A 24,327-nucleotide genomic window follows, 5' to 3' on the forward strand; every position below is an offset into this window, starting at 1 on the left:
AATCAATAATTCAAAATCCTCACATCCCTTTGATCATCTCGACCACCTGGGCGATATGCTCGGCCTGATAGAAATTGTCATGTTCGACTTCGTGCTCGATACGCTCGTGCTCCCAAGTGATGTGATAGGGGATATGAATGGCATGACCTCCAAGTTCCAATACCGGTAGGACATCAGATTTCAAGCTGTTTCCGATCATCAGAAATTCCTCAGGTGCTACATCAAGATGTCGGACGAGTTTGGCGAAATCAGCCACCTTCTTTTCGCTCATGATTTCTATGTGATGGAAATAATGGTCCAAGCCTGATTTCTTTAGCTTTTTCTCCTGATCCACCAGATCACCTTTGGTAGCCATTACCAGGCGATACTCACCCTGCAATTCAGCTAAAACTTCCTCAACACCTGGGAGAATTTCAACTGGCTTTTGCATCATTTCATATCCGATCTCTAAGATTTTGTCAATGGCTTTAACTGGAATTTTGTGTTCTGAAATCCGTAAGGCTGTTTGGATCATCGAGAGCATAAAGCCTTTGATCCCGTAGCCGTAAAGACCCAGGTTGCCGATTTCTGTAAGGTAAAGCTCTTTGATACTACTGTGCCTTGGCATAAACCCTTCCATCAAGCTGGCGAATTCTTCTTCAGCTTCCCGGAAAAATGGCTCATTCACCCAAAGCGTATCATCTGCATCAAAGGCTATAACTTTTATCATTTATTCAGATTGTAAGATTAATGAACTGGAAGGTTCAGAAGTTGGAAGGTGGTAAAGTGAAGTAGTAAGAAGTAGGATGTTGTCTCCCTGAGCGGAGTCGAAGGGTAATTAAGAAGCTATTTTGATAGGACTTAGTCTCCACTCAGTCTGGACAGACCAACTTTACAACTTTACCACTTTCCAACTATTTTATTTAAGATCAGTAAGCCAATCCAACAACACATCTCTCCAGCCGTCAACAGGTCCTTTTCCTAAGCCAAAACCGAAGCCATGACCGCCCTTGGGGTAGATATGCAGCGATGCTGGTACTTTGTGCGCATGGAGTGCATTGTAGTAAAGGAAACTGTTTTCAATAGGAACCCCAGCGTCGTCTTGCGCATGTACCAAGAAGGTTGGTGGTGTATTAGCAGTTACATTCAATTCACCCGAAAAACGATCTATCAATTCCTGACTGGCATTTTCACCAATTAGATTTCTTCTGGAACCAGAATGCGCGCTGGCATCTCGGAATGAGATCACTGGATAGGCTAAGATCGAAAAATCTGGACGAGCAGAAAGTGCATCAATCGCGTCTTTTGGTCTATCGACTTCATGTTCATACTGAGTGCTAACGGTAGAAGCCAAGTGTCCACCAGCGGAAAACCCTAAAACTCCAATTTTTCCTGGATCAATCATCCATTCTGCGGCATGATGTCTAGCCAAGCGAACTGCCCGCTGCGCATCAAGTAGCGGAACTTCTTTCGCATCTGTGAGAGATTTGGAGTCTGGAAGTCTGTATTTTACTACGATTCCTACAATTCCCTGTGTATTTAGCCACTTGGCAAAGTCTCTTCCTTCCCAATCGTAAGCCAAGATATGATATCCGCCTCCTGGAAAAATTACCACTGCTTGACCCGTGCGCATTTGCTTACTTGGTAAGAAAACTTCGATCTGTGGGATCTGCACATTTTCGATTCTGATAATTCCTTCTTCGACTGCTTTTTCTTCCAAGCCCATGTCATTTTGAAGAGGCGGAGTTCCTTCCCAAAGCGGAAGTATAATTTCTTGGGCATTTACGATCATGGTTATCATGATTAGGCTGAATACTAAAAAGGGCTTTTGCATAGGTTTTATTTTAGGCGTGAAAATCAAAAACTTTATCCATGGGTGCCCATCTCCAGTTCTCTGGTGTTCCAGGCAAATTGGTTTGGTAGTTACTTAGGAATTTTTCCCATTCCTGCACATGTGGGTTGGCTAAATCCATTTTCGCCTTCTTTTCAAATGAGAATTCCTCATCTGCCACTAATATCATGGTGAGTCTGTTTTCCCAGCGATAAATGGTCATTTGTAATACTCCGGCCTCCCGGATACTTTCAATGATTTCAGGTGCGACAGCCTTGTGGCATTCGTCATAGCCTAACTTAGCTTCCTCAGTGTCTTTGAGATCACAGATTAAAATATAGGTTTGGGTTTTCATGTTTACTATAGATTTACTCAGAATAATTAACCGTTATATTTTTGTCGATGGATTACAGGTTACTGCCGATATTTACCAAGACAAGATTCTTAAATACAGAAAGGATAATCTTCAAATTTTCCAATTTTAGAATCCTTCAATTACTACAACTTTACCACCTTTTTTACCCGAATACTAAATAGCAACACCATCACAAAGCAGGCAAGAGGAAGGATGAAGGAGAAGTTAACTTCTGGGACGCCCAGAATCAATGTATCGTCATATCCTACTCCACCAATATCCATAATCATTCCTTGCAGTGTAGGCATAATCGCACCACCCACGATAGCCATCACAAGATATGCGGCCGCAAACTTGGAGTCTTCACCCAAGCCATCCAATGCAATCCCGTAGATAGTAGGAAACATCAGGGACATGGCAAAAGAAATGGCTACCAAGGAATAGAGCCCAGGCATTCCAGGAAGGAAGATAGCTCCAGCAGTGAATATAATTGCCAGCACAGAAAAGATGCTGAGCAACTTAGTAGGAGAGATGTAGCGAAGCAAAAAGGTACAAACCCAACGTCCGATTAAGAATATTACCAATGCGGCATATCCATAATTAACTGCATCGGCATTCGATATGCCAAGTACTTCTGCGTATTGGTAGATGTAAGTCCAAACCATGATTTGAGCTCCCACATAGAACATTTGAGCAAGGGTACCTTCCACGAAGTTTCTGTTTTTCAGTAAGCGACCCATAGTAGCTTTGAATTCTACTTTGCCTGTCTCTTTGCTCTCTGGCATTTTGACCATCGCAATGATCACTAGAATCGCGATCACCACCAATCCCAGCATCACATAGGGATTCCTAATCACCATTAGATCGGCGGTTCGAATTACAGCTTTGGAGGCTTCATCAAGCGAGGAAAATATGATGTTGCCGTCCGTATCAGTTGCATTCGATTGAAGTGCATTTAATATAAATTGCTTCGCAACAAATAAACCAGCCAAAGCTCCCATTGGGTTAAATGCCTGTGCCAAATTCAATCGCTGAGTTGCTGTTGCCTCAGGTCCCATGGACAAGATATAGGGGTTGGCAGTGGTTTCGAGGAAAGCTAAACCAAAGGTCAAAATGTACAGTGAAGCCAGGAAAAAGCCATAACTCTCCCAAGCTGCTGCTGGATAAAACAGCAATGCTCCGAATCCGTAAAGACCTAAGCCAAGCAAGATTCCAGTTTTATAAGAATACTTTTTGATGAAAAAAGCAGCAGGTAAAGCCATTGTAAAATAGCCTCCGTAAAAAGCCATTTGTACCCAGGAGGCCTGGGTATTATTCAGTTCGAGTACTCTCTTAAACGCAGCCACCATGGGATTGGTGATGTCATTTGCAAAGCCCCAAAGGGCAAAAAGAGATGTGATTAAGATAAAGGGTAGGATAAGCTCCTTTGGGACTAATGCAGGTTTTTGGGTCATGGGTAGGATTATAAAGAACGGTCAAGATGGGTGTAGCCACCATCCACAAAGAGATGCTGGCCAGTGATATGTCTGGCTTTGTCGGAAAATAAGAAAATTGTCATGGAAGCAATTTCTTCAGGCGTAGTCATGCGTTTTCCCAATGGGATTTTGGCTGTGATCGATTCCAGTTTTGCTTTTGGATCTTCAAAAGTATTGATCCAATTTTCATAAAGCGGAGTAAAAACTTCAGCTGGAATGACTGCATTCACAGTTATTTCGTAGGGTAGGAGTTCGACAGCCCATTCGCGTGTGAGCGAAAGCTGAGCTCCTTTTGCTGCAGTGTATCCTGAAGTACCTCCTTGGCCAGTAACAGCTGTTTTACTACTGATATTGACGATGCTACCTTTTGCTTCTTTCAAATGCGGCAGGGCAAAATGTGCCAAATGATAGTAATGATTAAGGTTTTTGGCTACTGATTTTTCAAATGCTTCAGGGCTTCCCCTTTCTAAACCAACACTGTCATTTGCGCCGGCATTATTCACAAGTCCATCAATTCTACCATATTTCTCTAGCGTAAGTTTGACGGCTTTTTCGGCATCAGCAGCTTCGAAAAGTCGGATTGGAATCTGAAATGCTTCTCCCAAGCCGAGGATTTCTGCACCTTCTTTTTCCGAAGGATCAATCATCACGGGAATTGCACCTTCGGCAATCAATCCTCTGGATATAGCCCCGCCAATTCCTTTGGCTCCGCCAGAAATCAGGATGACTTTATTGGTTAGGTTTAGGTTCATTTTATAATAATTTCTTATGTTCTATTCTTGCTTTGGCTTCCATTAATACTTGATGCAATTTTGCTTCTAGTTCACTTTTAGGCGGTAATTCTGTCCAGTATTCGGCTACCATTATTCCGTCTTTTCCCATTTCAAGCAATTCTATTTGCTCATTACTTTTTTCGGCACATAGTATCAATCCTATCGGAGGGTTTTCACCTTCTTGTTTTTCGTATTTATTGAGCCATTTTAGATAGAGCTCCATTTGTCCTTTGTAGGCTGGTTTGAATTTGTTGAGTTTTAACTCAATAGCTACGATACGCTTCAGTTTTCTATGAAAAAATAATAAGTCAATATAAAAATCCACACCATCCAGTATGATCCGTTTTTGTCTTTCTACAAAAGCAAACCCCTTACCTAGCTCTAATATGAAATGCTCTAATTCCTTTAGAATTGCTCCTTCTAAATCATTCTCCAAATAACCTTCTTTTAAGCCTAGAAAATCCAAAAAATAGGGGTCTTTAAAACTAGATTGAATTTCTATGTCAGTCTCCGATAATTGGATTTGTGCGATTTCTTTTCGCTCAAAGGCTTTTCTTTCTATTTGATTTCTTAATTGTCTAATGCTCCACTTTTCTTCTGATATTTTTTTTATATAAAAATCTATAGCCGATGGGCTTTTTAAGGGAATGAGTGCTATAAAATGTGACCAGCTCAATTGTCGTGACACTGTCACGACAATCTGAAAATTCGGAAAGGTTTCCGCAAACTGCATCATTCTGCGAAGGTTTTTTTCCTGAAAAGACTTCCCGTATGCATTTGCTAATTGACCAGCAACTTTAGGGATCATCTCCTTGCCATATTCTGCTCGCTTATTTTCTAGAATATAGGTGTTTATTTTAAATCCAACTTGCCAGTAAACAAGGGTAAGTGTGCTGTTAACTTGAGCAGTGATTTCTCTTTTACCATTTTCAATAATGTCTGCCAAATCCTGAAACAGCAGCATTTCCTTGTCTTTCATAATATAGCTTCAGACTGTGTATAACTAGATTAGCATAATAAATATGGTCAAACATTAGTAGAACCAGTGTCACGAAAATTTGATAATTTGAAAAAACTACGGCAAAACGAATCAGAATGTGAAGCTATTTCTTTTTCAAATAATTAAAATTAAAATTACTTTTCTGGCTTTGGCATAGCAGAAATCCCATAAAACTCAGCACCAGTATTTCCCATAATTGCTTCTTTCTCGGTCTTGGAAAGTTTATCGGTAAAACGCTCGATGACTTCCAGAACCTGCTCATATTCTCCTGCAATCTTACAAACTGGCCAATCACTTCCAAACATCAGGCGCTTTGGACCAAATAGTTCGAGGACTACATCGAGATAAACTTGAAGTTCAGAAGCTGTCCACTTCTTCCAATCAGCTTCGGTGACCATGCCAGATACTTTACAGAAAATATAATCCCGCTCCGCAAGTGGAGTCATTTCCTTTTTCCACTCTCTCCAAATACCCAATTTGATATTTGGCTTTGCGATGTGGTCGATAACGAAAGGCTGTTCCGGCGCTTTTTTTACAAACTGCAAAGCAGCTTCCAATTGATTGTGAAAAATCAGAATATCGTAAGTATAACCTCGCTTTCCGATTTTTTCTATGCCTCGGATAAACTCCTTTCGAAGCATATATTCCGCTGGTTTTGACTGGAGGATTTCTCTGTAGCCCTTTAGCTTTTTTTGCGAAGCAAACTGATCCAGATCCTTATCTACATCATCAGAACCCAAATCAACCCATCCCACGACAGCTTTAATTTGCTCATGTTCTTCTGCCAAATCACATAGGAAGGCAGTTTCTCTGAAACTTTCATCTGCCTGTACTGCGACGCAACCATCAATCTTATGCTCTGCTAAAATCGGAAAGAGATCATCAGGAAGAAAGTCTCGCTGGATCACCTTCATTTCGTCGGTGATCCAGGAGTGTTTTTGTGGATTGTATTTCCAGAAATGCTGGTGGGAATCCAGTCTCATGCTTCTGGGTCGTTGATTGCAGTTTGCTTGGCTTCACCAAGCCCTTCGATGCCAAGTTCTACTACGTCACCTTCTTTCAAGTAAGTAGGAGGGGTCAATCCAAGGCCAACGCCAGCTGGAGTTCCTGTAGAAATCACGTCTCCAGGCAATAACGTCATGTACTGACTCAGGTGCTCAATCAATTCAGGAATATCAAAAACCAAATCTGACGTATTGCTGTCTTGGAGCATTTTCCCGTTCAGTTTCAACCAAAGTCTCAAGTTATGCGGATCTTCGATCTCAGTTTTGGTGACCAAAACTGGCCCAAGAGGAGCGAAGTTATCAGCACTCTTTCCTTTCACCCACTGTCCTCCATGATGTAATTGAAAATCACGCTCTGAGACATCATTGTGCACACAGTACCCTGCCACGTATTCCATCGCATTTTCCTTGCTTACATACTTCGCGCGCTTGCCGATCACTACAGCTAATTCTACTTCCCAGTCAGTTTTTACTGAATTCTTAGGAATCAAAATATTATCAAATGGCCCACAAAGTGAAGAAGTAGCTTTCATGAAGATGATTGGAACTTCAGGCACGGGCATTCCAGATTCTATGGCATGCATTCGGTAATTCAATCCTATGCAGATGATTTTTGAAGGTCTGGCGATTGGCGAGCCTAAGCGGGAACCAGCAGGGATTTCATTTAAATTCTTCTGATTCGCGTCCAACCATTCTTCAAGTCTTGCAATTCCGTTGTTCGTGAAAAAATCTTCGTTCCAGTCTTCATTGAACCCTGAGCAGTCCAAATATTTGCCATTTTCGTCTTGTATGCCTGGTTGTTCTTTGCCGGCTTCGCCGAATCGTATAAGTTTCATATTAGTATCAAGTATTTAGATTTTAGTATCAAGTATTAAGATTCAAGATGTTAGAGTCAAGAATCAAGATTTTAGCTTCAGGAATTATGAGTTTATAATTGAGTTCAATCAATGCGTTGAATTCGTAAATCACAAATCTTAAATCCCATATCGTATCACATTTTCAATCCCAAGAACCCTCCATCAATTGGAATATTTGTTCCTGTGATGAAGCTTCCAGTTTCTGAACTCACAAAATAGGCAAGTTCTGCGATTTCTGAAGGTGTAGCCATTCTTCCTATCGGCTGAGTAGCTGCAAGTTTTTCAAACATTTCCTTCTCCTGACCTGGATAGTTTTTTGCTAAGAACCCATCCACAAACGGCGTATGCACACGTCCCGGAGAAAGACAATTGCAACGAATCCCATCAGCAACGTAGTCTCTTGCCACACTTAATGTCATGGAAAGTGCCGCGCCTTTGGTCATGCTGTATGCAAAACGATCAGGAATACCTATCGTAGCAGCCACTGAAGCCATGTTCAAAATTGATCCACCGCCGTTTTCTTTAAGCTTTGGAAGAGCTGCCTTGATGCAGTTAAACATGCCTTTCACATTTACCTGAAAAACTCTGTCGAAATCTTCAGGAGATGTGGTTTCCACTTTGCCAATATGCGACACTCCGGCATTATTAATCAAGGTATCAATCTTACCTGGAATTGATTGAATAAGATTTTCAGTTTCTGCTGGATCAGCTACGCTGCCACACAAAAAGGTGACATCAAAGCCTTTTTCTCTCTCAGTTTGAGCTACTGTTTCTCCTATCTCGGGATTGATATCTATGAAGTAAACTTTTGTTTTTTTGGCTGCAAAAAGCTGAACCATGGCGAGCCCGATCCCGGATGCACCGCCTGTAATAAGTACTGTTTTATTTTCCATAATTAAAGCAAAACGGAAATTAGGGTCTTTGACCTAGACTCCCAAAATAATTTCCATGGATTATAATTTAACTGTTTCTCCGGTTTTCACAGATTCATCACATGCGAAAGCAATTTTCAAACTGTTTAGAGCATCATTCAAGTGATCCTCCAGATTAATGTTTTCTTGGATCGTACGGAGGAAATACTGCTGTTCACGATTACAAAGCTCCTGATGATCAGGTTCGTCTTTCAGGTCTATCCATTCATCCGGTTGGATAAATTTATTTTCTGAATCAATTGCCGCATGGTGAACCCGGATAGATTCTGTTTTCGTATGTGAATCTACATTGTCTGATTGACCACTAGCTCCGGCATCTTTGGCTGTGATGGAGACAGCGCCTTTTGGTCCAAAAACGTCTTTTACAAAAAAGGCCGTCTCGCTTACCATTGGTCCCCAACCTGCCTCATACCAGCCGACAGAACCATCTTCGAAGCGAATCTGTAGTTGACCGTAGTTGTAATTATCTGAAGAAATATCCTCTGTAAGTCTTGCGCCGATTGCGGATACAGATACGGGTTTTGATCGAGTCATCTGACACATTACATCGATGTAGTGCACTCCGCAATCCACGATAGGGCTGAGACTTTTCATTAGATTTCGATGCACATCCCACATATAGCCCTGACTTTGCTGATTGAGATTCATTCGCATAACGAGAGGCTTTCCGAGTTTTTCGGCTTCGTTAATGAACCGAATCCAAGAGGGATGATGTCTTAAAATATAGCCTACTACCACTTTTTTGTTTACTTCTTTAGCTTTTGCGATAATCCGCTCGCAGCCTTCAATGGTATCAGCAAGTGGTTTTTCAATGAAAACATGACATCCAGCTTCCAAAGATTTTACAGCAAAATCCTCATGCGTATCTGGGTAAGTAGAGATGCAAACTGCATGAGGTTTAGATTGGGTTAATGCCTCATCGAAATCTGAATAAAGTGGGTAGTTAGCTTGAAGTTGCTCGTTGAGTTTGTTTTTGGAACTGCCGCGGGAAACGAGACCGCAAATTTCAAACTCAGAAAAATTGTGGTAAGCCGTCGCATGCGCGATTCCCATATTTCCGCAACCGACCACTAATATTCGTATTGGCTTTATCGTACTCATATACTTTGGGTGTTTCTTTTACTGTTATTGATTTTCATTTTCATCGATGACTTCGACAAGCTCATCTTCTTTGGATACTTTTCCCACCTGCATGTTATAGTCCTCAGCATTTCCGGTGATTTTGATAGGTATTCCAAAGATCCCAAGGGGAGGTAATCCGAGCCGGAATCCTATACTCATGTCGCCATCCAAACTAACTTGCCCTTCAAAACGAGGACGGAACCCTGCGATTCTCATTTTGGTGCGAGGAATTGTCATTAAGTTATTAGCAATGCTCGTATGGATTTCAACATCATTCAGGTCAGGATCTTCGAGCTCATTATTCTCTGTTTCTTTGGCTATGGAATTCATAAGCTTGAACCCCTTCAGTTTGATGGCTTTCAGCCCTAAAGTACCCTCACCGGTAATCGAAGGAAGTACAGGTTCCATATTTGCATCAAGCCTGCCAGCCAATTCATAATTCAGAGAAGCCTGGCCACTGGCATATTCTGCGAAAGAAGCCATTTCTCTGAAAAGTGGAATTTCCTCATATGCTCGATGAATATCAAATTCCTTAGCATCTATCTGATAATCAAAATTGGCGGAAAAAGGAGTGGAGGCCATGTAATTTCCTTTCATTTCCACTGTGGCACCTATGATCTCAAACCTAGTTTTGTTTAAGGAAAGCTCACCTGGTTTTGTATTAATCTCACCAGTGAAGTTCTTCAGTTTAAGTTCTCCGAATTTCATTGAGTCTACGGAAGCTTTTACCATCACATCCATATTCAAGGGCGGAACGATGACGCCAGAAACTTCTCCGATACTATCGATTTCTACTTCATTACTTTCTCCGAAAAAGGCGAAATCATCCAAATCTATATAAGGGGAGTGGAAGACTAGACTTCCTTTCAAAAGCTCCTCAGGATTACTTAAATATCCCAAGTAATTGCTGAAATATCCATCTGCTTTGATTTCATTCTTTTCGTATCCAAACAGAAAATTTTCAAAGCTGATTTTGTCTTGATTGAATTCCAGATTTCCTTTCTCCAATCTCAATGGTTGGGGAAGAAGTTGAGTTCGAACCAAAATATTCTCTACTTCGATAGTCCCCTGATTTTGAAGGTTTTGAATTCTCCCGTTTGTGGCGTCGCTTTGTAATCCTTTGAGATTTACATCAGTTATCAAATACCCATCGACGGACATATCCGAATCACCGAAAACTTTGAAAAGCTCTCCTAAATCCAGCTTTCCTTTTGAGCTCAGATCATATCGGATATCATTTAGATTTTCAATATTCGCAGTGAGCGTAAATGGATTGTTTGCAAAGTTGAATTGTATAGGCTGTACCTCAAATTTCAGATCAGAATAGGAAGTGCTACTGCTTTGCATTTTCAGCACCATCGAAAGATCTTTGATTGCTTCTGGATGATAAGGCGTTTGGATAAGTCCCTCTATCAAGCTGAAATCAGCATCAATAATTGGAATAGTTTTTTGCTCTTTATTAAAGTTTCCCTTGGCCAAAAGATCCATGTTGATCATTCCTCTCAGGACGAAACCTGAATCTAAAGGATAAAATTTAGGAATATCAGCGAGGTCAAAGCTGCTTTTTATTTTACCATCAACTGCCTGATCACGATTTTTATTATAGGCAAAATATCCATCAGTCACCTGGTCCAAGACCTGAAAGTGAATTTTTTTGAAATCTATTCCAATATGCTCTGGTAAGCTATCAGGACTGTTTATAGATAAATCAATCGAGATATCTTTGATTGCTTCGGGAAGCTCAGTCCATTTGAAATATCCTTTGGAAAGTCCTGCTGAAAATGAAAAAACTGGGATGCTACTTGTAATGTATTTAGGCTCTCGGAGGCTTTTAGGGTCCTTTGAACTCACGAACTGTCCCCGCGATGTCAGGTTAAGATCCAATTTTCCGCTGAAGTCCAGTGATTCAGTTCCTAAGGCTTCATTCAATATTCCTAAATCAAGTTTTGCTTCCAGGTCGGAATCCAATTTCATGGGATTGAGCTCAGCTAGATGGATATTTCCTTTCAAAAACCCATTTCCTAGTGAGAAACCGATACTATCTACATCAACTCTAGTAAGATTAGGCTCCAAGTCTGGTACCATCACATTCATGCTCAGACGCAGGTTTTCGATGGGAGTCGAGGCGGATTCATGTTCCAAATACCCATCTCGAACCTGTAGATTCAAGGCCAAAGCAGGCATTTGATCTTGTTCGGGCAGATATAGACCCTGAAATGAGCCCACAATATCGCCTGTGCCACGGATACTAGTTTGTCCTAGATTAGGCATCAATTCAGTTGGTATGACTGAAAGCATATCTTTCAACTCAGCATTAAAGGATTCCAGTACAAAATTCATATCGTATCCTCCCTCTAAAAATTCAAGTTTACCCACAAAATTTACTGGTAATTCATTGATTTTAAGTTCGTTTCTCACAAAAGTTAATTCAGTTGACTCGGTGTTGATCCGTGTTTGAAGACTAGCTGTAACGCGGTTTCTATCAAAAATGGCGAAGTCCTCATAGATTAATCTGAACTCTTGAATTTCCAAGTCACTACCCAATGATAGAATATCATCGGCAAGGTCTCCTCCGCCTACATAATCAATACCCCTTGCCTCACATATCATGTCCAGCGAAGTGTCTTGGTAGAGGAAATGGCTGTTTTCCAGAAAGAATCCTTCGATCTCCAACTCCAGACTGCTGGAAGTAGTGTCTGCCTCCTTTCTGTCCGAAGATGGGGTTAAGACGTCAAAATTGGATAAACCTTTGTTGTCCCGCAAAATCTTGATTACCGCCTCATTCAAATAAAGTTGATCCACTTTATAATTGTCCGAGAAGAGTGAGGGGATGTTCACTCCAAGGTCTAGCTGCTTGGTATAAAGCAAAGTGTCCTGCTCAAAAGGTGCTGAGCCTGCTATGAATAGTTCATCCAAAGTGATCGTCAAAGAGGGGAAATGACGAAAAAAGGTTAGCCCAATTTGTGAAAAGTGTACTTCACTCTCAAACTGATCATCCAACATTTTTTGAAGTTCCACCTGTATTTTATCCTTAAAAATGAAAGGAAATAAGAGTAAAAAAGTAAAGGTGAGCCCAAGAAAACCAAGTAAAAACTTAAAAGCTTTCCTTTTAAAGAAAGGATTATTCATTAGGGGGAACGATTAAGTGAAAAGTCTCCAGACAAATTTGCTTTATGAATTTCGCATTTTCTCAACTTGAGCCTTTTCCTTGTAAATTATTTTCACGGATAATGTTATAGGTTTAATAGGCTCATTTGTATGATCTCGCTTTACTCTGACGATTTGCTCTATGACACTCATACCTTTGATGACATGGCCAAAAATCGTATAATCACCATCCAGTCTGGAGATTCCCTCAGGATTTTGAACAATATAAAATTGGCAGCGTGCAGATAATTTGCCGGGATTGTCATCTCGACCGGCACCCACAGCACCATAAACATGCTTCAGTTCTGGTACAAACTCAGGCTCTAAAAGATATTTGGGATCCGTAAATCCTTCCTCCGTATCTGGGCAACCACCCTGAGCAACAAAGTTTGGGATAACTCGATTGAACGTCAATGAGTCCCAATAGCCAGCATTTGCCAACTCAATGAAGCTTTCCATATGCTTAGGAGTGCGCTCATCTAGTGCGATCAAAATTTCACCAAAGGGTGTCAGGATTTGACCTACAGGTACATTTGTATCGCTGGTTTGAGCAAGTGCTTTATTTTCCTGAAAAAGAAATATGTTTATTACTAAGAAAAACAGCACCAGGAGAGGTCCATATAATCTATTCATTCGTAGATGTTTGATTTTAGAAAAAGTAATTGCCTTTTCATTTGGATAGGAAAATGAAATAAAGATTTTTTGTGCCAGTAATAGTTAAAAGTAGTAAAATGAATCAAATATCTTCCTTGCAAGAGAATGAATTAGATAGGCTTTTGGCCTTAAGTAATCTGGGAATAGATTACTATGAGCCAAAGCAGGGATTAAATTATCTGACTGAGTTGGCAGCTAAAATCAGCGGGACAGAAATTTCACTTGTCAATCTTATCGATTCATTTACACAATGGAGTGTGTCCTCCTATGGCATAGATATTACCCAAATGCCAAGGGAGGATTCTGTTTGCCAGTACACCATTCAACCCTTTTCCGGCGAAAGTTTTGAAGTGAAAGACTTGAGTACTGATGCACGATTCAAAAATAAATTTTATGTAAAAGATGTCCCTAATCTAAGGTATTATATGGGAGTGCCTTTGACTTCTCCAGAGGGATATAACCTCGGGGCACTTTGCGTGATGGATAGTCAAATGATGCATCTTTCGGAGGATGTTAAGGAGTTATTGAAATTGATAGCAAGGCAGATTGTTGACAGACTTCGCGTAAATAATTTGATGGCAAACCTTAAAAATAAAGTAAAGGAGGCTGAATTGAACCAGCAGAAATTGGCACATGATATTCGAGGTCCGATAAGTGGGGTGATTGGTTTAGCAGATTTAATTCTTGATGAGAAATTGGCGCCTAGTCCTGAGGAAATCATGGAATATACAGATATGATTAAGCAAAGTAGCTTGTCCCTGCTTGACCTATCAAAAGATATTCTGTCTAAAAGTTATGATGAGAATTCTAACAGAAGTCGAAATTTAAAAGAAGGAGAAACCAACTTGGTAAAACTGAAAGAAACACTCATGCGACTTTTAGCTCCGCAGATAAGAATAAAAAATATTGACTTTACAGTAAAACTAGATCAGGAGAACCAATTCGAGTCATTTTCCAAATTGTATGTGCTTCAGATTTTAGGGAATTTACTTTCCAACTCTATCAAATTCACTAAGACTGGAGGTGAAATTTCCGTGCTAATGAATTTGAAAAGAAAGGAGTTGGATTTGATTTTAGAGCTGATTGTTAAGGATAATGGAATAGGGATGAGCAGTGACAAAGTGGAAGAAATATTTGATGGAGGCACATCCCCTGACGAAGGAACTCATGGAGAAATTGGATTTGGTTTGGGGTTGAACTTGGTGAAAAAGCTTGTGAGCCAACAAAATGGAACCCTGGAAATTGAGTCCAAACTAGGTGTAGGAACTAAGTTTAAGATAGAGATGAAGGTGAACTAGTCTGCAATGCAGCCTTCTGATTGTTAACGGGGTTAGCATACATTGCCAAAAAGCTTTTCACCAGAAAGTCATTTTTCATATTCACTTTTTCATGCATTCGTTTTTCGAAGGAACTTTTCTCCTCTTCGGAGTAGAAATCCACATATTCATTATCTCCATAAAGTAAATCATGGGCGATATAATTGCTAGGCCAAAGTTTATATCCTGCCCAGATTTTTTGATCGATAGTTTCAGCCAGTTTACTGAGTTTGTCAGGTTGACTGATTTCCATTTTCGAGATCTCCTGAATTTCCTTATCTAATAGCCCATTCACTTGAAGATGGATGCGTTTTTTGGTGCCCATGATTCCACGAAGCAAGTTCATGAAATCCTCATTCTCACTTTTGATGTATTTTTCATCCCGGGATTTGGCTAGCCATTCTGGCATTTTCAAGACGTCCGTAGGATCATATTCATAAGAAATTGAGATTGGCACCACTTTGATTTTTTCAAAATATCCAAAAGGATTTGCGCCTTCTTCTGAAAGTGTAAGCATTTTCAGAACTCCCCGATGGGTCGCATCATTACCGTCTTTCGTCCTTCCTTCCCGCTGTGCTGTCCAGACTGATCTATTTTCAGTCAATAAAGATTTTTTTATGTAGGCAGAAGCCAATTGCGAACTTTCAAGCAAAGCTCTTCCTTGAAGTCCACGCTTGATAGCAAAGTTTCTGTTCAGTCTAGAAAGTGTGTGTAAAAAGGGCTTTTGGATCAAATTATCACCAATGGCAGAAGTGGTAAGAATTAGACTGTTTTCGTAGAGGCAGGAGTTTAGAAGAGAAGTATCTAAGATGATGTCTCTGTGGTTCGATATAAATAGGTAAGCCGTATTAGGCTGCAATTGCTCGAAACCGCCTGTACTTAAGCCATCAGAGCTTTTTTCTATGACTTTTTGAACCCCAGGGTAAATGAAATTCACCTGAAAGTCACGCAATGAATGGGTATGCACCATTAAATCCTTCCAATGTTCTTTTGTATCGTTAGGAAAAGTGAAACTCATCATGGCTTCCAGCATAGGATCATCTACAATCTTGCGGATTGCAGCATTAGCTTCTACGTCATAAAAAGGCCTGATTGAATCAAATTGCGACATAACTATCTTTTGGGTGGTCTGCAAAAAGCAAATTTTAGCTTAGAAATCTAAGCTAAGATACATCTATCGGAGTTAATTTACCTTAGAACTACCTAATGAGGTGATTATCGGAGTGGAATAAGGGATCAATTTTTTTGGAGAAAAAAGGATTTTCCAGAAAAACATAAAACCTCCCGATATTTCAGGAGGTTTAGTGCGGATAGAGGGACTCGAACCCCCATGCCTCGCGGCGCTAGATCCTAAGTCTAGTGCGTCTACCAATTTCGCCACATCCGCTTCAATTGGAATGCAATGTTAGTGATTCTAACTTTGAAATAATATTAAAATGGAGGTTTAAATGTATGGATGGAGTTTGATTTCACAGAACCCATTCATTTTCACCTGTTTTATTTTTCAATTCTGTGCAGGATTTTTTCTCTCCTAAAATTTCTGAAGAATTTTTTTCAAATACTGGAACTAATGCCAGCTTAGAATGATTGAACGTTCATTCAGTTATTTATGGAGAACTTAATAGACAAGAAGCAAAGCATTATTGAAAGCGCTCTGGAATTGGTGTATGAAAATGGATTTCATGGCTGCCCAGTAAGTCAGGTTGCTAAAAACGCAGGTGTAGCTGCTGGAACCATCTATACTTATTTTGAAAATAAGGAGGATTTGATCGTAGGTATTTATGAACATGTGGCTCAAAAAATCATGAACTACATATCGGAAAGAGATGATGCCTCCTTGGAATTTGAAAATAGATTTTTCGATTACTGGCGAAATTTCACTGAATTCTATGAGAAGTACCCTGCAATTCATGGGTTTTATGACCAGTTTTTGAATTCACCTTTTAATTCGGAGGAGATCCAAAATAAACCAAACATATGGCATGAATGGGCTCATAAGTTTTTTCAGTCAGGTATGGATAAGGGAGCGATACGGGTAACTAATCCGGTGGTTCTATCCATTTTGGTCAATACCAATATCGCCTCGACGGTACGGATCAAAAAGAATTTCAAAACAAAACTTGCTAGAACTAATGTGAATCTAGAAGAAATATCTCATCTCATTTGGGCTGGGATAAAAGCTGACTAACCCTATAACCTTTTTAATTTCTTACCAACTAATTATTGATTGCATGTTTAAGAAACGTTTACTGTTAGTGGGACTGAGTGCTATACTCATGTCCAAAGCCGCCTACAGTCAGGAAGAAAGTACTGTGCCACGAGGAGTTTTGACTCTGGATCAGGTGATTGAATTCGCTCTGGTGCAAAGTCCGATTATCCGGCAAGCTCAGATAGATGAGGAAATCGGAGACAGAGATATCAAATCAAATCTGGCCGAATGGTATCCTCAAATCACAGCCTCTGCAGCAGGAGCCTATAATATTAAACTTCAGCAGCAGATCATCGGAGACCAGTTGATTACTTTCGGACAAAAGTATAATTCCAATGTGTTACTTCAGGCTGACCAGACTCTCTTCAATAGGGATCAGCTTTTTGCTTCCAAGTCTTCTAAGTACTATCGGCAGCAATTGCAGCAAGTCATCGAGAATGCTAAGATCAACACGGTCGTAGATGTCAGTAAGGCTTTTTATTCTATACTTCTTTCAGAGGAGCAAATAAAAATTCTTGACCAAAATCTAGATCGTCTGGAGAAGCAATATACTGATGCGTACAGCAGATTTGAAGCTGGGCTAGTAGACAAGACGGATTATCAGCGTGCTTCGATTGCTTTGACCAATGTGAAAAGTGATCGAAATAGAGTCGCAAATTCCTTTGAGGCAAAGTATGATTACCTCAAGCAACTGATGGGATATCCGGATAGTCTAGACTTTGTAATTGAGTTTGATGTGCAGGGAGCAGCCGGCAAAATTGGTGAGGATACCGCGGATCCTTTGGTTCTGGAAAATCGGATTGAATATCAGCTTTTGCAGACTCAGCAAACACTAAATGAGATTCAGACTAGCTATGAAAAGTGGAATTATCTTCCAGAATTGTCTGCCTATTATAGATACAATTGGAATTACTTCAATAATAACTTTTCAGATCTCTACAGAGCTGCTTTTCCTATTTCTTCGGTAGGTGTCAATCTTGCTATTCCTATTTTTCAGGGGGGTAAAAGAGTTCATAAAGTAAAAGCTGCAGAACTGCAGGTGGATCGTGGAAAAATAGAAATTGAAAATCTAAGTAACCAGATTCAGACTGAATATTCCACTGCACTTGCTGACTATAACAGTAGCGTCTATGAATGGCAACTGATCAGAGAAAATATGGAGATGGCTGAGAATGTTTATGACATCATCAAGCTGCAATACGACGAAGGAATCAAAGCTTACGTGGAACTAGTCGTGGCTGAAACCGACCTCCAAACCGCCCAAATCAACCACATTAATGCATTCTATCAGGTCTTGGAAGACAAGCTTGATCTAGAGCGAGCATTAGGCACCCTCAACTAATTCGAATCCCTTTTAAATTTTATACTATATGAACATATCATACAAACTCATAGCTTTTTCGGCCTTGATTTATGCAGGGTTTTCTTGCGGTCAAAAAGAACAGGCAGGACAGCAGGCACCGGCTGCAGTAGCCGTCACAACTTATACTGTGGTAAATAAATCTGTAACAGGCATAGACGAATACCCTTCATCCATTGTGCCACTGAATGAAGTAGAAATCAGACCGCAGATTGGTGGATACATCACAAACATTTATGTGAAAGATGGCCAGGAAGTTAAAAAAGGTCAGAGACTGTATGAAATAGATAGAAGCAAATATGCTGCATCACAGCAGCAGGCAAAAGCAATGGTGGAAAGTGCTGAAGCTAACCTTGCCAGATTGAGCAAGGATTTCGATCGCTATAAGAGATTGGATGAGCAGGATGCTATCGCAAAGCAGCAACTAGATCATGCTGAGAGTGCGGTTTTGGATGCCAAAGCTCAACTGAGTTCGGCGAAAGCACAGTTAGAATCAGCAAATACAGATTACCAATATTCTGTATTGACTGCGCCATTTGATGGTACAGTCGGGATATCACAAGTTAGATTGGGGGCACAGGTTTCTTCAGGTCAGCCATTATTGAATACCCTTTCTTCCAATGATCCCATGTCTTTGAATTTTGTGATCAATGAGCGGGAGATTCCAAGGTTCAACAAACTGCTGAGAGCAGAAGATAACCCAGATTCACTCTTCAGAATCCGATTTAGTGATAATAGTATTTATCCTTTCAATGGCACCCTTACTACAATGGACAGGGCAGTAGGGCGTCAATCTGGCACAATTGCACTGCGAGTTCAATTTCCAAATCCAAACAATGAGCTAATAGCAGGAATGACCGTAAACTTGATGGTTCTGAATCAGGATTTAGGTGAACAAGTGGTAATTCCCTATAGAGCAGTAACTGAGCAAATGGGAGAATACTTCGTGTATGTGGTGCAGGATGATAATACTGTAAAACAGCAGAATGTGCTGCTTGGAACACAAATAGGGGACAAAATCGTCGTGAGATCTGGATTGAGCGAAGGAGCCAAAATTGTGGATACTGGTATTCAAAAGCTACGAGATGGAGTTCAGATTACTGAGCAGACTACAGCCCAATAAACCGTTTTTCAATAAAACTTGATTAATTACTAATGATATCAGACGTATTTATAAAACGGCCAGTAACCGCAATGGTGATTTCGATTGTCATCGTGCTGGTCGGTGTTTTAGCTATATTAAATCTCCCCGTTACACAGTATCCTGACATTACGCCTCCGGTAGTATCAGTGTCAGCCAACTACACGGGTGCAGATGCAAAGACGGTGGAGCAGACTGTAGCTACTCCCATAGAAACCCAAGTGAATGGTACTCCTGGGATGGCTTATATTTCCTCGAATAACACCAGTACGGGACAGATGCAGATGAACGTCACCTTTGAAGTAGGGACAGACATTAACATCGCGACACTGGATGTACAGAATAGAGTGTCCATCGCCGAACCCTCTCTTCCGGAGGCTGTGCGTCGATTGGGGGTAACGGTAAGAAAGAGGAATCCATCCATTATGATGGTATTGAGTATTACTTCACCTGAAGGAACTCATGATTCTAAGTTTCTATCCAATTACGCTAACATCTTTATCAAAGATGCACTTCTTCGTGTAAACGGTGTAGGTGATATTACAGCGATCGGTCAGGATTTCAGTATGCGTGTTTGGCTGAAGCCTGATAAACTCGCTCAATACGGAATCACTGCTCGCGAGGTGACTGCAGCCATTCAAGAACAAAACTTACAAGTAGCAGCAGGTACAGTGGGAAGTATGCCTCAATACGATACACAGGCATTTGAATATCCGATTACTGTAAATGGTCGTCTGGAAAGAGCTGAGGAATTTGACGACATCGTATTAAGAACTAATCCTGAGGATGGTTCAATAGTTTACCTGAAAGACGTCGCTAGAACTGAATTGGGACAGTTTGACTACGGTAGATATTCTACCCTGGATGGGGAAGAAGCAGCGATTTTGCTTGTTTATCAGGCTCCGGGAAGTAACGCCTTAGAAACGGCTGAAGGTGTATACGCAGCTTTGGATGAATTGCAAAAGAGTTTTCCTACAGATATGAAGTACACAGTTCCTTTTGAATCTGTATCTGTAGTAGAAGTATCCATCAATGAGGTGATGCACACGTTTGTGGAGGCATTGATTCTCGTGATTATTGTAGTATTCCTTTTCTTGCAGAGCTGGAGAGCGACTTTAGTGCCTGTTTTGGCGATTCCTGTATCTATTATTGGAACGTTTATTTTCTTCCCTTTGCTCGGATTTACGATCAATACGCTGACGCTTTTTGGTTTCGTATTGGCTATCGGTATAGTGGTGGATGATGCGATTGTGGTAGTGGAAGCAGTTCAGCATTACATAGATTCCAGAAAGATATCTGCAAAAGAAGCTACTCGTCTTGCGATGAAAGATATCACTGCGCCGGTTATAGCGATTGCCTTGATTTTGGCGGCGGTATTTATTCCGGTAGGTTTTATCCCAGGTATTGTAGGTAGAATGTATCAGCAGTTTGCCATTACCATTGCGATCTCAGTATTGCTTTCGGCCTTTGTAGCGTTGAGTTTGACACCTGCTTTGTGCGTTCTCTTGCTGAAGCCTTCTGAAGTAAATGAAAATGGTAAAGGACTGAATAAGTTCTTCTACAAGTTCAACTTGTGGTTTGAGCGTACTACTGCAAGCTATACCAATGGGGTGAGAACAAGCATCAAAAGAGCACCACTTGTATTGATTTTACTCGTTTGTATTTTCGCTGGTACTTTCGGGCTTTTCCAAACCAAACCAACCGGTTTCTTACCTACTGAGGATGAGGGAAGACTTTATGTGACTCTTCAGCTTCCTGAAGGTGCTGCGAGTAACAGAACGCAGGCCGTGATGCAGAAGATGAACGCTATTTTGGAAGAAACCGAGGGCATCAATCACGTAACTGGTATCGGAGGGTTGAACGTGATCAACTTCTCCTTCAAGCCAAACGCGGCTACTTTCTTCGTACAGATGGATCCTTGGGATGATAGAAAAGACCCTTCTCTGCAACTTGGAGGTATGTTGGCAACTTTGAATCAAAAGTTTGCTTCAATTACCGAAGGCAGTATTGTGGTGGTACCTCCTCCTGCGATTCCAGGATTGGGTAGCACAGGTGGATTTAGCTTTATGCTGGAGCAGCGATCTGCTACTGGAGATATCAAGGAGTTTGAAGGAGCACTTGGGCAGTTCCTAGCTGCGGCCAATCAGCGTCCGGAAATCGCTATGGCGTATAGCTTCTTTACTGCCAAAACTCCCGGATATCATGTGACAGTGGATCGAGAGAAAGCTAAGAAATTGGGAGTTCCGCTTACTGAGATCTTTACGACTATGTCGAATTACATGGGAAGCTCCTATGTGAATGACTTCACCAGATATGGCCGAAACTTCCGTGTGGTAGCACAAGCGGATACAGCTTACCGAGCTGGAATGAACAACTTAGAACAATTTTATGTACAAAGTAGTGGAGGAGAGGCAGTGCCTTTGAGTGCGTTGATTAGCTATGAGGTGGTAGAAAATGCGCCAGTTATTTCTCACTATAACTTGTTTCGATCTGCGGAAGTAAATGGTAATGCCGCTCCTGGCTATAGTTCGGGTCAAGCCTTGGCAGCCTTGGAGGAAGTTGCAGCTCAAACCTTACCGGCGGGATATGGCTATGACTTTTCCGGCTTGAGTAGAGAGGAACTTTCCTCTGGAAGTAGTACTATTCTGATTTTTGCCTTGGCGATTGTTTTGGTTTCCTTGCTATTGGCAGCCTTGTATGAAAGCTGGTCAGTCCCATTCTCAGTTCTATTGGCTTTGCCTCTAGGTGCTTTTGGTGCGATCATCGCCCTGCATTTCCTACCGAAGTTGGATAATAATATTTATGCACAGATTGGTTTGATTACCCTGATTGGTTTGGCGGCGAAAAACGCCATCTTGATTGTAGAGTTTGCCAAGGAACGTGTTGACGTAGGAATGCCACTACTCCAGGCAACCTTGGAAGCGGTAAAATTGAGACTTCGACCGATTATCATGACTTCTCTTGCCTTCATCCTCGGTGTGGTTCCATTGGCTATTTCGAATGGAGCTGGTGCTGTAGCAAGACAGACAATTGGTTTTACCGTGATTGGAGGGATGCTTGCGGCTACCTTCTTGGCAATCTTCTTTGTGCCAGTCCTGTATGTGGTGATTACCAAAATTGCTTACGGTAAAAAAGGCTTGGCAGAGCTAGAAGCTAATTATGATCCAAGTAAACATGAGCATCATTAAGTAGTTTCTCTAATTATAATTGAAATGCCCCCAGAAAGTGATGAACTTGATGGGGGCATTTTTTTTTGATTAACCGCAGAGAGAACGGAGGATTTCGTGGAGAGCGCAACTTTGGTTATCCTGCTTCTCCAAAAGTTGGATATTTAAGTATTATTTTTTAATGCCGAATCCAAATGGAGCTTTTAATAAACCTGAATCATACATGTTTATGTAGATGGACACTGTATCTTTTGAATTCGCCCAAGTGACTCTATAATTGTCCAACATCGCGGTTCCCATTAGGCCGTTTTCACTTTTAACAGGGCAGCAACTTCCTTGTCGATAATAGTAGATTTTTTCTCCATTTGGGCCTGTCAATGCATTTAAGTAACGTCTCTCGTTTAAAGGGCCTTCAGAGTCTTTAGCTCCTCCCACTTCTACAGGATTTTTAGGAGAAAGTCCATAGGATTTGTCGGTCGAAATTTCATTCACAACAAATGTATCATTATCCTTTAGCTGTTGCTTTACGTTCTTGGAGAGTGGCTGAGTGGATGAGCATGAGATTAGGAAAAATATGGCCCCAATAAAAGTTAATTGTCTCTTCATTTTAAGTGATTAGTTAATTTATAGACGTATGGAAAAGTTGATTCTAAATTAAGAATTTCGTCATGTTTACCTAGATTTAATTGCAATAAATAAAATGAAATTTTCAGCTTTCCAGAATTCCCTTTATTGAGTCAGCACATCCAAATAATTTTCTCGATTAACAACTCGAAACTCAGTTTCTGGATATGCCTCTTCAAAACCCAGAGGCAATTTGGCCTTTCGCTCTGGATTCCATTTCGCCTCAAAAGCAAATAACTTGCCTTCACGCTCTTCCAGCCAGTCCAGTTCTTTTCCTGTCGTTGTCCTCCAAAAATAAACGTTAGAATGAATGCGATTGTAGCTCAGGTATTTCATTCGCTCACTGATTATGAAATTCTCCCAAAGCGCTCCTTTGTCATTTCGTAAATCCAAGGAGTTGAAATTATTGATAATGGCATTTCGCACGCCATTGTCCCAAAAGTAGATCTTTCTGCTTTTTTTGAGCTCTCGCCGCATATTCCTGCTAAACGAGTTCAGACGAAAAATCACAAATGCCTTTTCTAGCAAGTCTAGATACTTTTCTGCTGTTTCCTTATCTATCCCAATTGTATTTCCCAGGTCATTGAATGTAACCTCTGAACCGACCTGAAGTGCCAAAGCCAGTAATAACTTCTGTAAAACTGTAGGCATACGAACATCTGCCAAACTCAAAATATCTTTGTAGAGATAGCTGCTGGTAATTTCCTGAAGTGCTTCTTGTGCTTCGCTTGGTTGGTTGATTACTTCAGGATAAAAGCCAAAGATCATCCGCCGCTCCAATAGCCGTTTCTCTTCCCTAGGAGAAGTATGCAAGCAAAGTTCTTCTATAGAAATTGGGTAAAGTTGAAACTCTCGTTTGCGACCTGTCAAAGGCTCTTTAATTGAGTTGGCTAAGTCTAATGCTGATGAACCTGAAGCTATGACTTGAACTTCGGGAAATTCGTCTGCCAATATTTTCAACGTAAGACCAATATTTGGTACACGTTGAGCTTCGTCAATTACTACCAATTTATAACCTCCGATAAGGGACTTTAGGGCTGAAGTTGTAACTTCAAAAAGGCTCTGGCGATCATCTGGGTTATCACAATTCAGCCATAAAACTTTCTCATTAGGAAAATCCAAGACCTGCTTCATGAGCGTAGTTTTCCCTACCTGTCTAGGCCCGATGATTACCAAAAGCTTTCCTTGATGAATCCTTTTTCGCAGCTCAGATTCTATTTGACGAGTTATCATGAGTTAAAAATATGTAAATTCTCGATCGTAACCGAAAATTAACATGTGAATTCTCGGTTACGATCGAAAGATTTCATGTTTTCGCTGGTTTGTAGGCTGGAGATTGCAAATCCAGAGGGGCTAATTTTACTTTCGCTAGTCTCTAAAG

20 protein-coding genes and 1 tRNA gene are annotated in these 24,327 nt (G+C 40.8%); 5 read left to right on the top strand and 16 right to left on the bottom strand.

Going from position 1 to position 24,327, the window contains the following annotated elements; all coding sequences use genetic code 11:
* Positions 1 to 19: 19 nt before the first annotated feature.
* The 12 genes from AC0L6R_RS11060 to AC0L6R_RS11115 all read right to left on the bottom strand — a co-directional run bounded on the left by AC0L6R_RS11060 (position 20) and on the right by AC0L6R_RS11115 (position 13,108).
* Positions 20 to 709, bottom strand: a complete 690-nt coding sequence (locus AC0L6R_RS11060) for an HAD family hydrolase (protein ID WP_473271266.1) — start codon at positions 707 to 709, stop codon at positions 20 to 22.
* 189 nt (positions 710 to 898) lie between these two features.
* Positions 899 to 1,771 (bottom strand): alpha/beta hydrolase, encoded by an 873-nt coding sequence (locus AC0L6R_RS11065; RefSeq protein WP_473271267.1) that lies wholly within the window; start codon positions 1,769 to 1,771, stop codon positions 899 to 901.
* A gap of 52 nt (positions 1,772 to 1,823) precedes the next feature.
* Positions 1,824 to 2,165, bottom strand: a complete 342-nt coding sequence (locus AC0L6R_RS11070; RefSeq protein ID WP_283411354.1) for an L-rhamnose mutarotase — start codon at positions 2,163 to 2,165, stop codon at positions 1,824 to 1,826.
* Between the two features lie 143 nt (positions 2,166 to 2,308).
* Positions 2,309 to 3,619 (bottom strand): L-fucose:H+ symporter permease, encoded by a 1,311-nt coding sequence (gene fucP, locus AC0L6R_RS11075; RefSeq protein WP_473271268.1) that lies wholly within the window; start codon positions 3,617 to 3,619, stop codon positions 2,309 to 2,311.
* Positions 3,620 to 3,627: 8 nt separating this feature from the next.
* Complete coding sequence (locus AC0L6R_RS11080) at positions 3,628 to 4,392, bottom strand: L-fucose dehydrogenase (protein WP_473271269.1); 765 nt, start codon at positions 4,390 to 4,392, stop codon at positions 3,628 to 3,630.
* Between the two features lies 1 nt (position 4,393).
* Complete coding sequence (locus AC0L6R_RS11085; protein ID WP_473271270.1) at positions 4,394 to 5,392, bottom strand: PDDEXK nuclease domain-containing protein; 999 nt, start codon at positions 5,390 to 5,392, stop codon at positions 4,394 to 4,396.
* 155 nt (positions 5,393 to 5,547) lie between these two features.
* A complete protein-coding gene (locus AC0L6R_RS11090; protein WP_473271272.1) occupies positions 5,548 to 6,396 on the bottom strand; it encodes an amidohydrolase family protein in 849 nt (282 codons plus the stop codon).
* Complete coding sequence (locus AC0L6R_RS11095) at positions 6,393 to 7,253, bottom strand: fumarylacetoacetate hydrolase family protein (protein WP_473271273.1); 861 nt, start codon at positions 7,251 to 7,253, stop codon at positions 6,393 to 6,395. Before AC0L6R_RS11095 ends, AC0L6R_RS11090 begins: the two co-directional genes overlap by 4 nt.
* 155 nt (positions 7,254 to 7,408) lie before the next feature.
* Entirely contained in the window at positions 7,409 to 8,167 is a 759-nt protein-coding gene (locus AC0L6R_RS11100; RefSeq protein ID WP_283411348.1) for an SDR family NAD(P)-dependent oxidoreductase, read from the bottom strand.
* 60 nt (positions 8,168 to 8,227) lie between these two features.
* Complete coding sequence (locus tag AC0L6R_RS11105) at positions 8,228 to 9,307, bottom strand: Gfo/Idh/MocA family protein (protein WP_473271274.1); 1,080 nt, start codon at positions 9,305 to 9,307, stop codon at positions 8,228 to 8,230.
* Positions 9,308 to 9,331: 24 nt separating this feature from the next.
* Positions 9,332 to 12,346 carry a hypothetical protein gene (locus tag AC0L6R_RS11110; RefSeq protein WP_473271277.1) on the bottom strand — a complete coding sequence of 1,005 codons (3,015 nt, stop codon included), beginning with the start codon at positions 12,344 to 12,346 and terminating at the stop codon, positions 9,332 to 9,334.
* Positions 12,347 to 12,499: 153 nt separating this feature from the next.
* On the bottom strand, positions 12,500 to 13,108 hold the full coding sequence (locus AC0L6R_RS11115; RefSeq protein WP_283411345.1) for a peptidylprolyl isomerase: 609 nt from the start codon (positions 13,106 to 13,108) through the stop codon (positions 12,500 to 12,502).
* Positions 13,109 to 13,206: 98 nt separating this feature from the next.
* Between AC0L6R_RS11115 and AC0L6R_RS11120 the strand changes: the two genes are divergently transcribed.
* A complete protein-coding gene (locus tag AC0L6R_RS11120; protein ID WP_473271278.1) occupies positions 13,207 to 14,427 on the top strand; it encodes a GAF domain-containing sensor histidine kinase in 1,221 nt (406 codons plus the stop codon).
* Here AC0L6R_RS11120 and AC0L6R_RS11125 read toward each other — a convergent pair.
* Together AC0L6R_RS11125 and AC0L6R_RS11130 are read right to left on the bottom strand one after the other, a co-directional pair.
* Positions 14,402 to 15,556, bottom strand: coding sequence for a 1-acyl-sn-glycerol-3-phosphate acyltransferase (locus AC0L6R_RS11125; RefSeq protein ID WP_473271279.1), 1,155 nt, complete (start codon positions 15,554 to 15,556; stop codon positions 14,402 to 14,404). The two genes, AC0L6R_RS11120 and AC0L6R_RS11125, sit on opposite strands and share 26 nt — an antisense overlap.
* Before the next feature lie 194 nt (positions 15,557 to 15,750).
* Positions 15,751 to 15,832: transfer RNA gene (locus AC0L6R_RS11130), tRNA-Leu, on the bottom strand.
* Positions 15,833 to 16,054: 222 nt separating this feature from the next.
* Here AC0L6R_RS11130 and AC0L6R_RS11135 point away from each other — a divergent pair.
* Genes AC0L6R_RS11135 through AC0L6R_RS11150 form a run of 4 tightly spaced genes read left to right on the top strand, consistent with a single transcriptional unit; the run spans position 16,055 to position 22,343 of the window.
* Positions 16,055 to 16,633 (top strand): TetR/AcrR family transcriptional regulator, encoded by a 579-nt coding sequence (locus AC0L6R_RS11135; protein WP_473271280.1) that lies wholly within the window; start codon positions 16,055 to 16,057, stop codon positions 16,631 to 16,633.
* A 43-nt stretch (positions 16,634 to 16,676) separates the two neighbouring features.
* A complete protein-coding gene (locus AC0L6R_RS11140; RefSeq protein WP_283411341.1) occupies positions 16,677 to 17,996 on the top strand; it encodes a TolC family protein in 1,320 nt (439 codons plus the stop codon).
* 28 nt (positions 17,997 to 18,024) lie between these two features.
* Entirely contained in the window at positions 18,025 to 19,137 is a 1,113-nt protein-coding gene (locus AC0L6R_RS11145; protein WP_473271281.1) for an efflux RND transporter periplasmic adaptor subunit, read from the top strand.
* Between the two features lie 32 nt (positions 19,138 to 19,169).
* Complete coding sequence (locus tag AC0L6R_RS11150) at positions 19,170 to 22,343, top strand: efflux RND transporter permease subunit (protein ID WP_473271282.1); 3,174 nt, start codon at positions 19,170 to 19,172, stop codon at positions 22,341 to 22,343.
* 150 nt (positions 22,344 to 22,493) lie between these two features.
* Here the strand turns inward: AC0L6R_RS11150 and AC0L6R_RS11155 are convergent, their stop codons facing one another.
* Positions 22,494 to 22,928 carry a hypothetical protein gene (locus tag AC0L6R_RS11155; protein ID WP_283411338.1) on the bottom strand — a complete coding sequence of 145 codons (435 nt, stop codon included), beginning with the start codon at positions 22,926 to 22,928 and terminating at the stop codon, positions 22,494 to 22,496.
* Positions 22,929 to 23,051: 123 nt separating this feature from the next.
* Complete coding sequence (locus AC0L6R_RS11160) at positions 23,052 to 24,179, bottom strand: ATP-binding protein (protein WP_473271283.1); 1,128 nt, start codon at positions 24,177 to 24,179, stop codon at positions 23,052 to 23,054.
* Positions 24,180 to 24,327 lie beyond the last annotated feature (148 nt).

The sequence above is a fragment of the Algoriphagus sp. 10J20-15 genome (genome assembly GCF_055809615.1).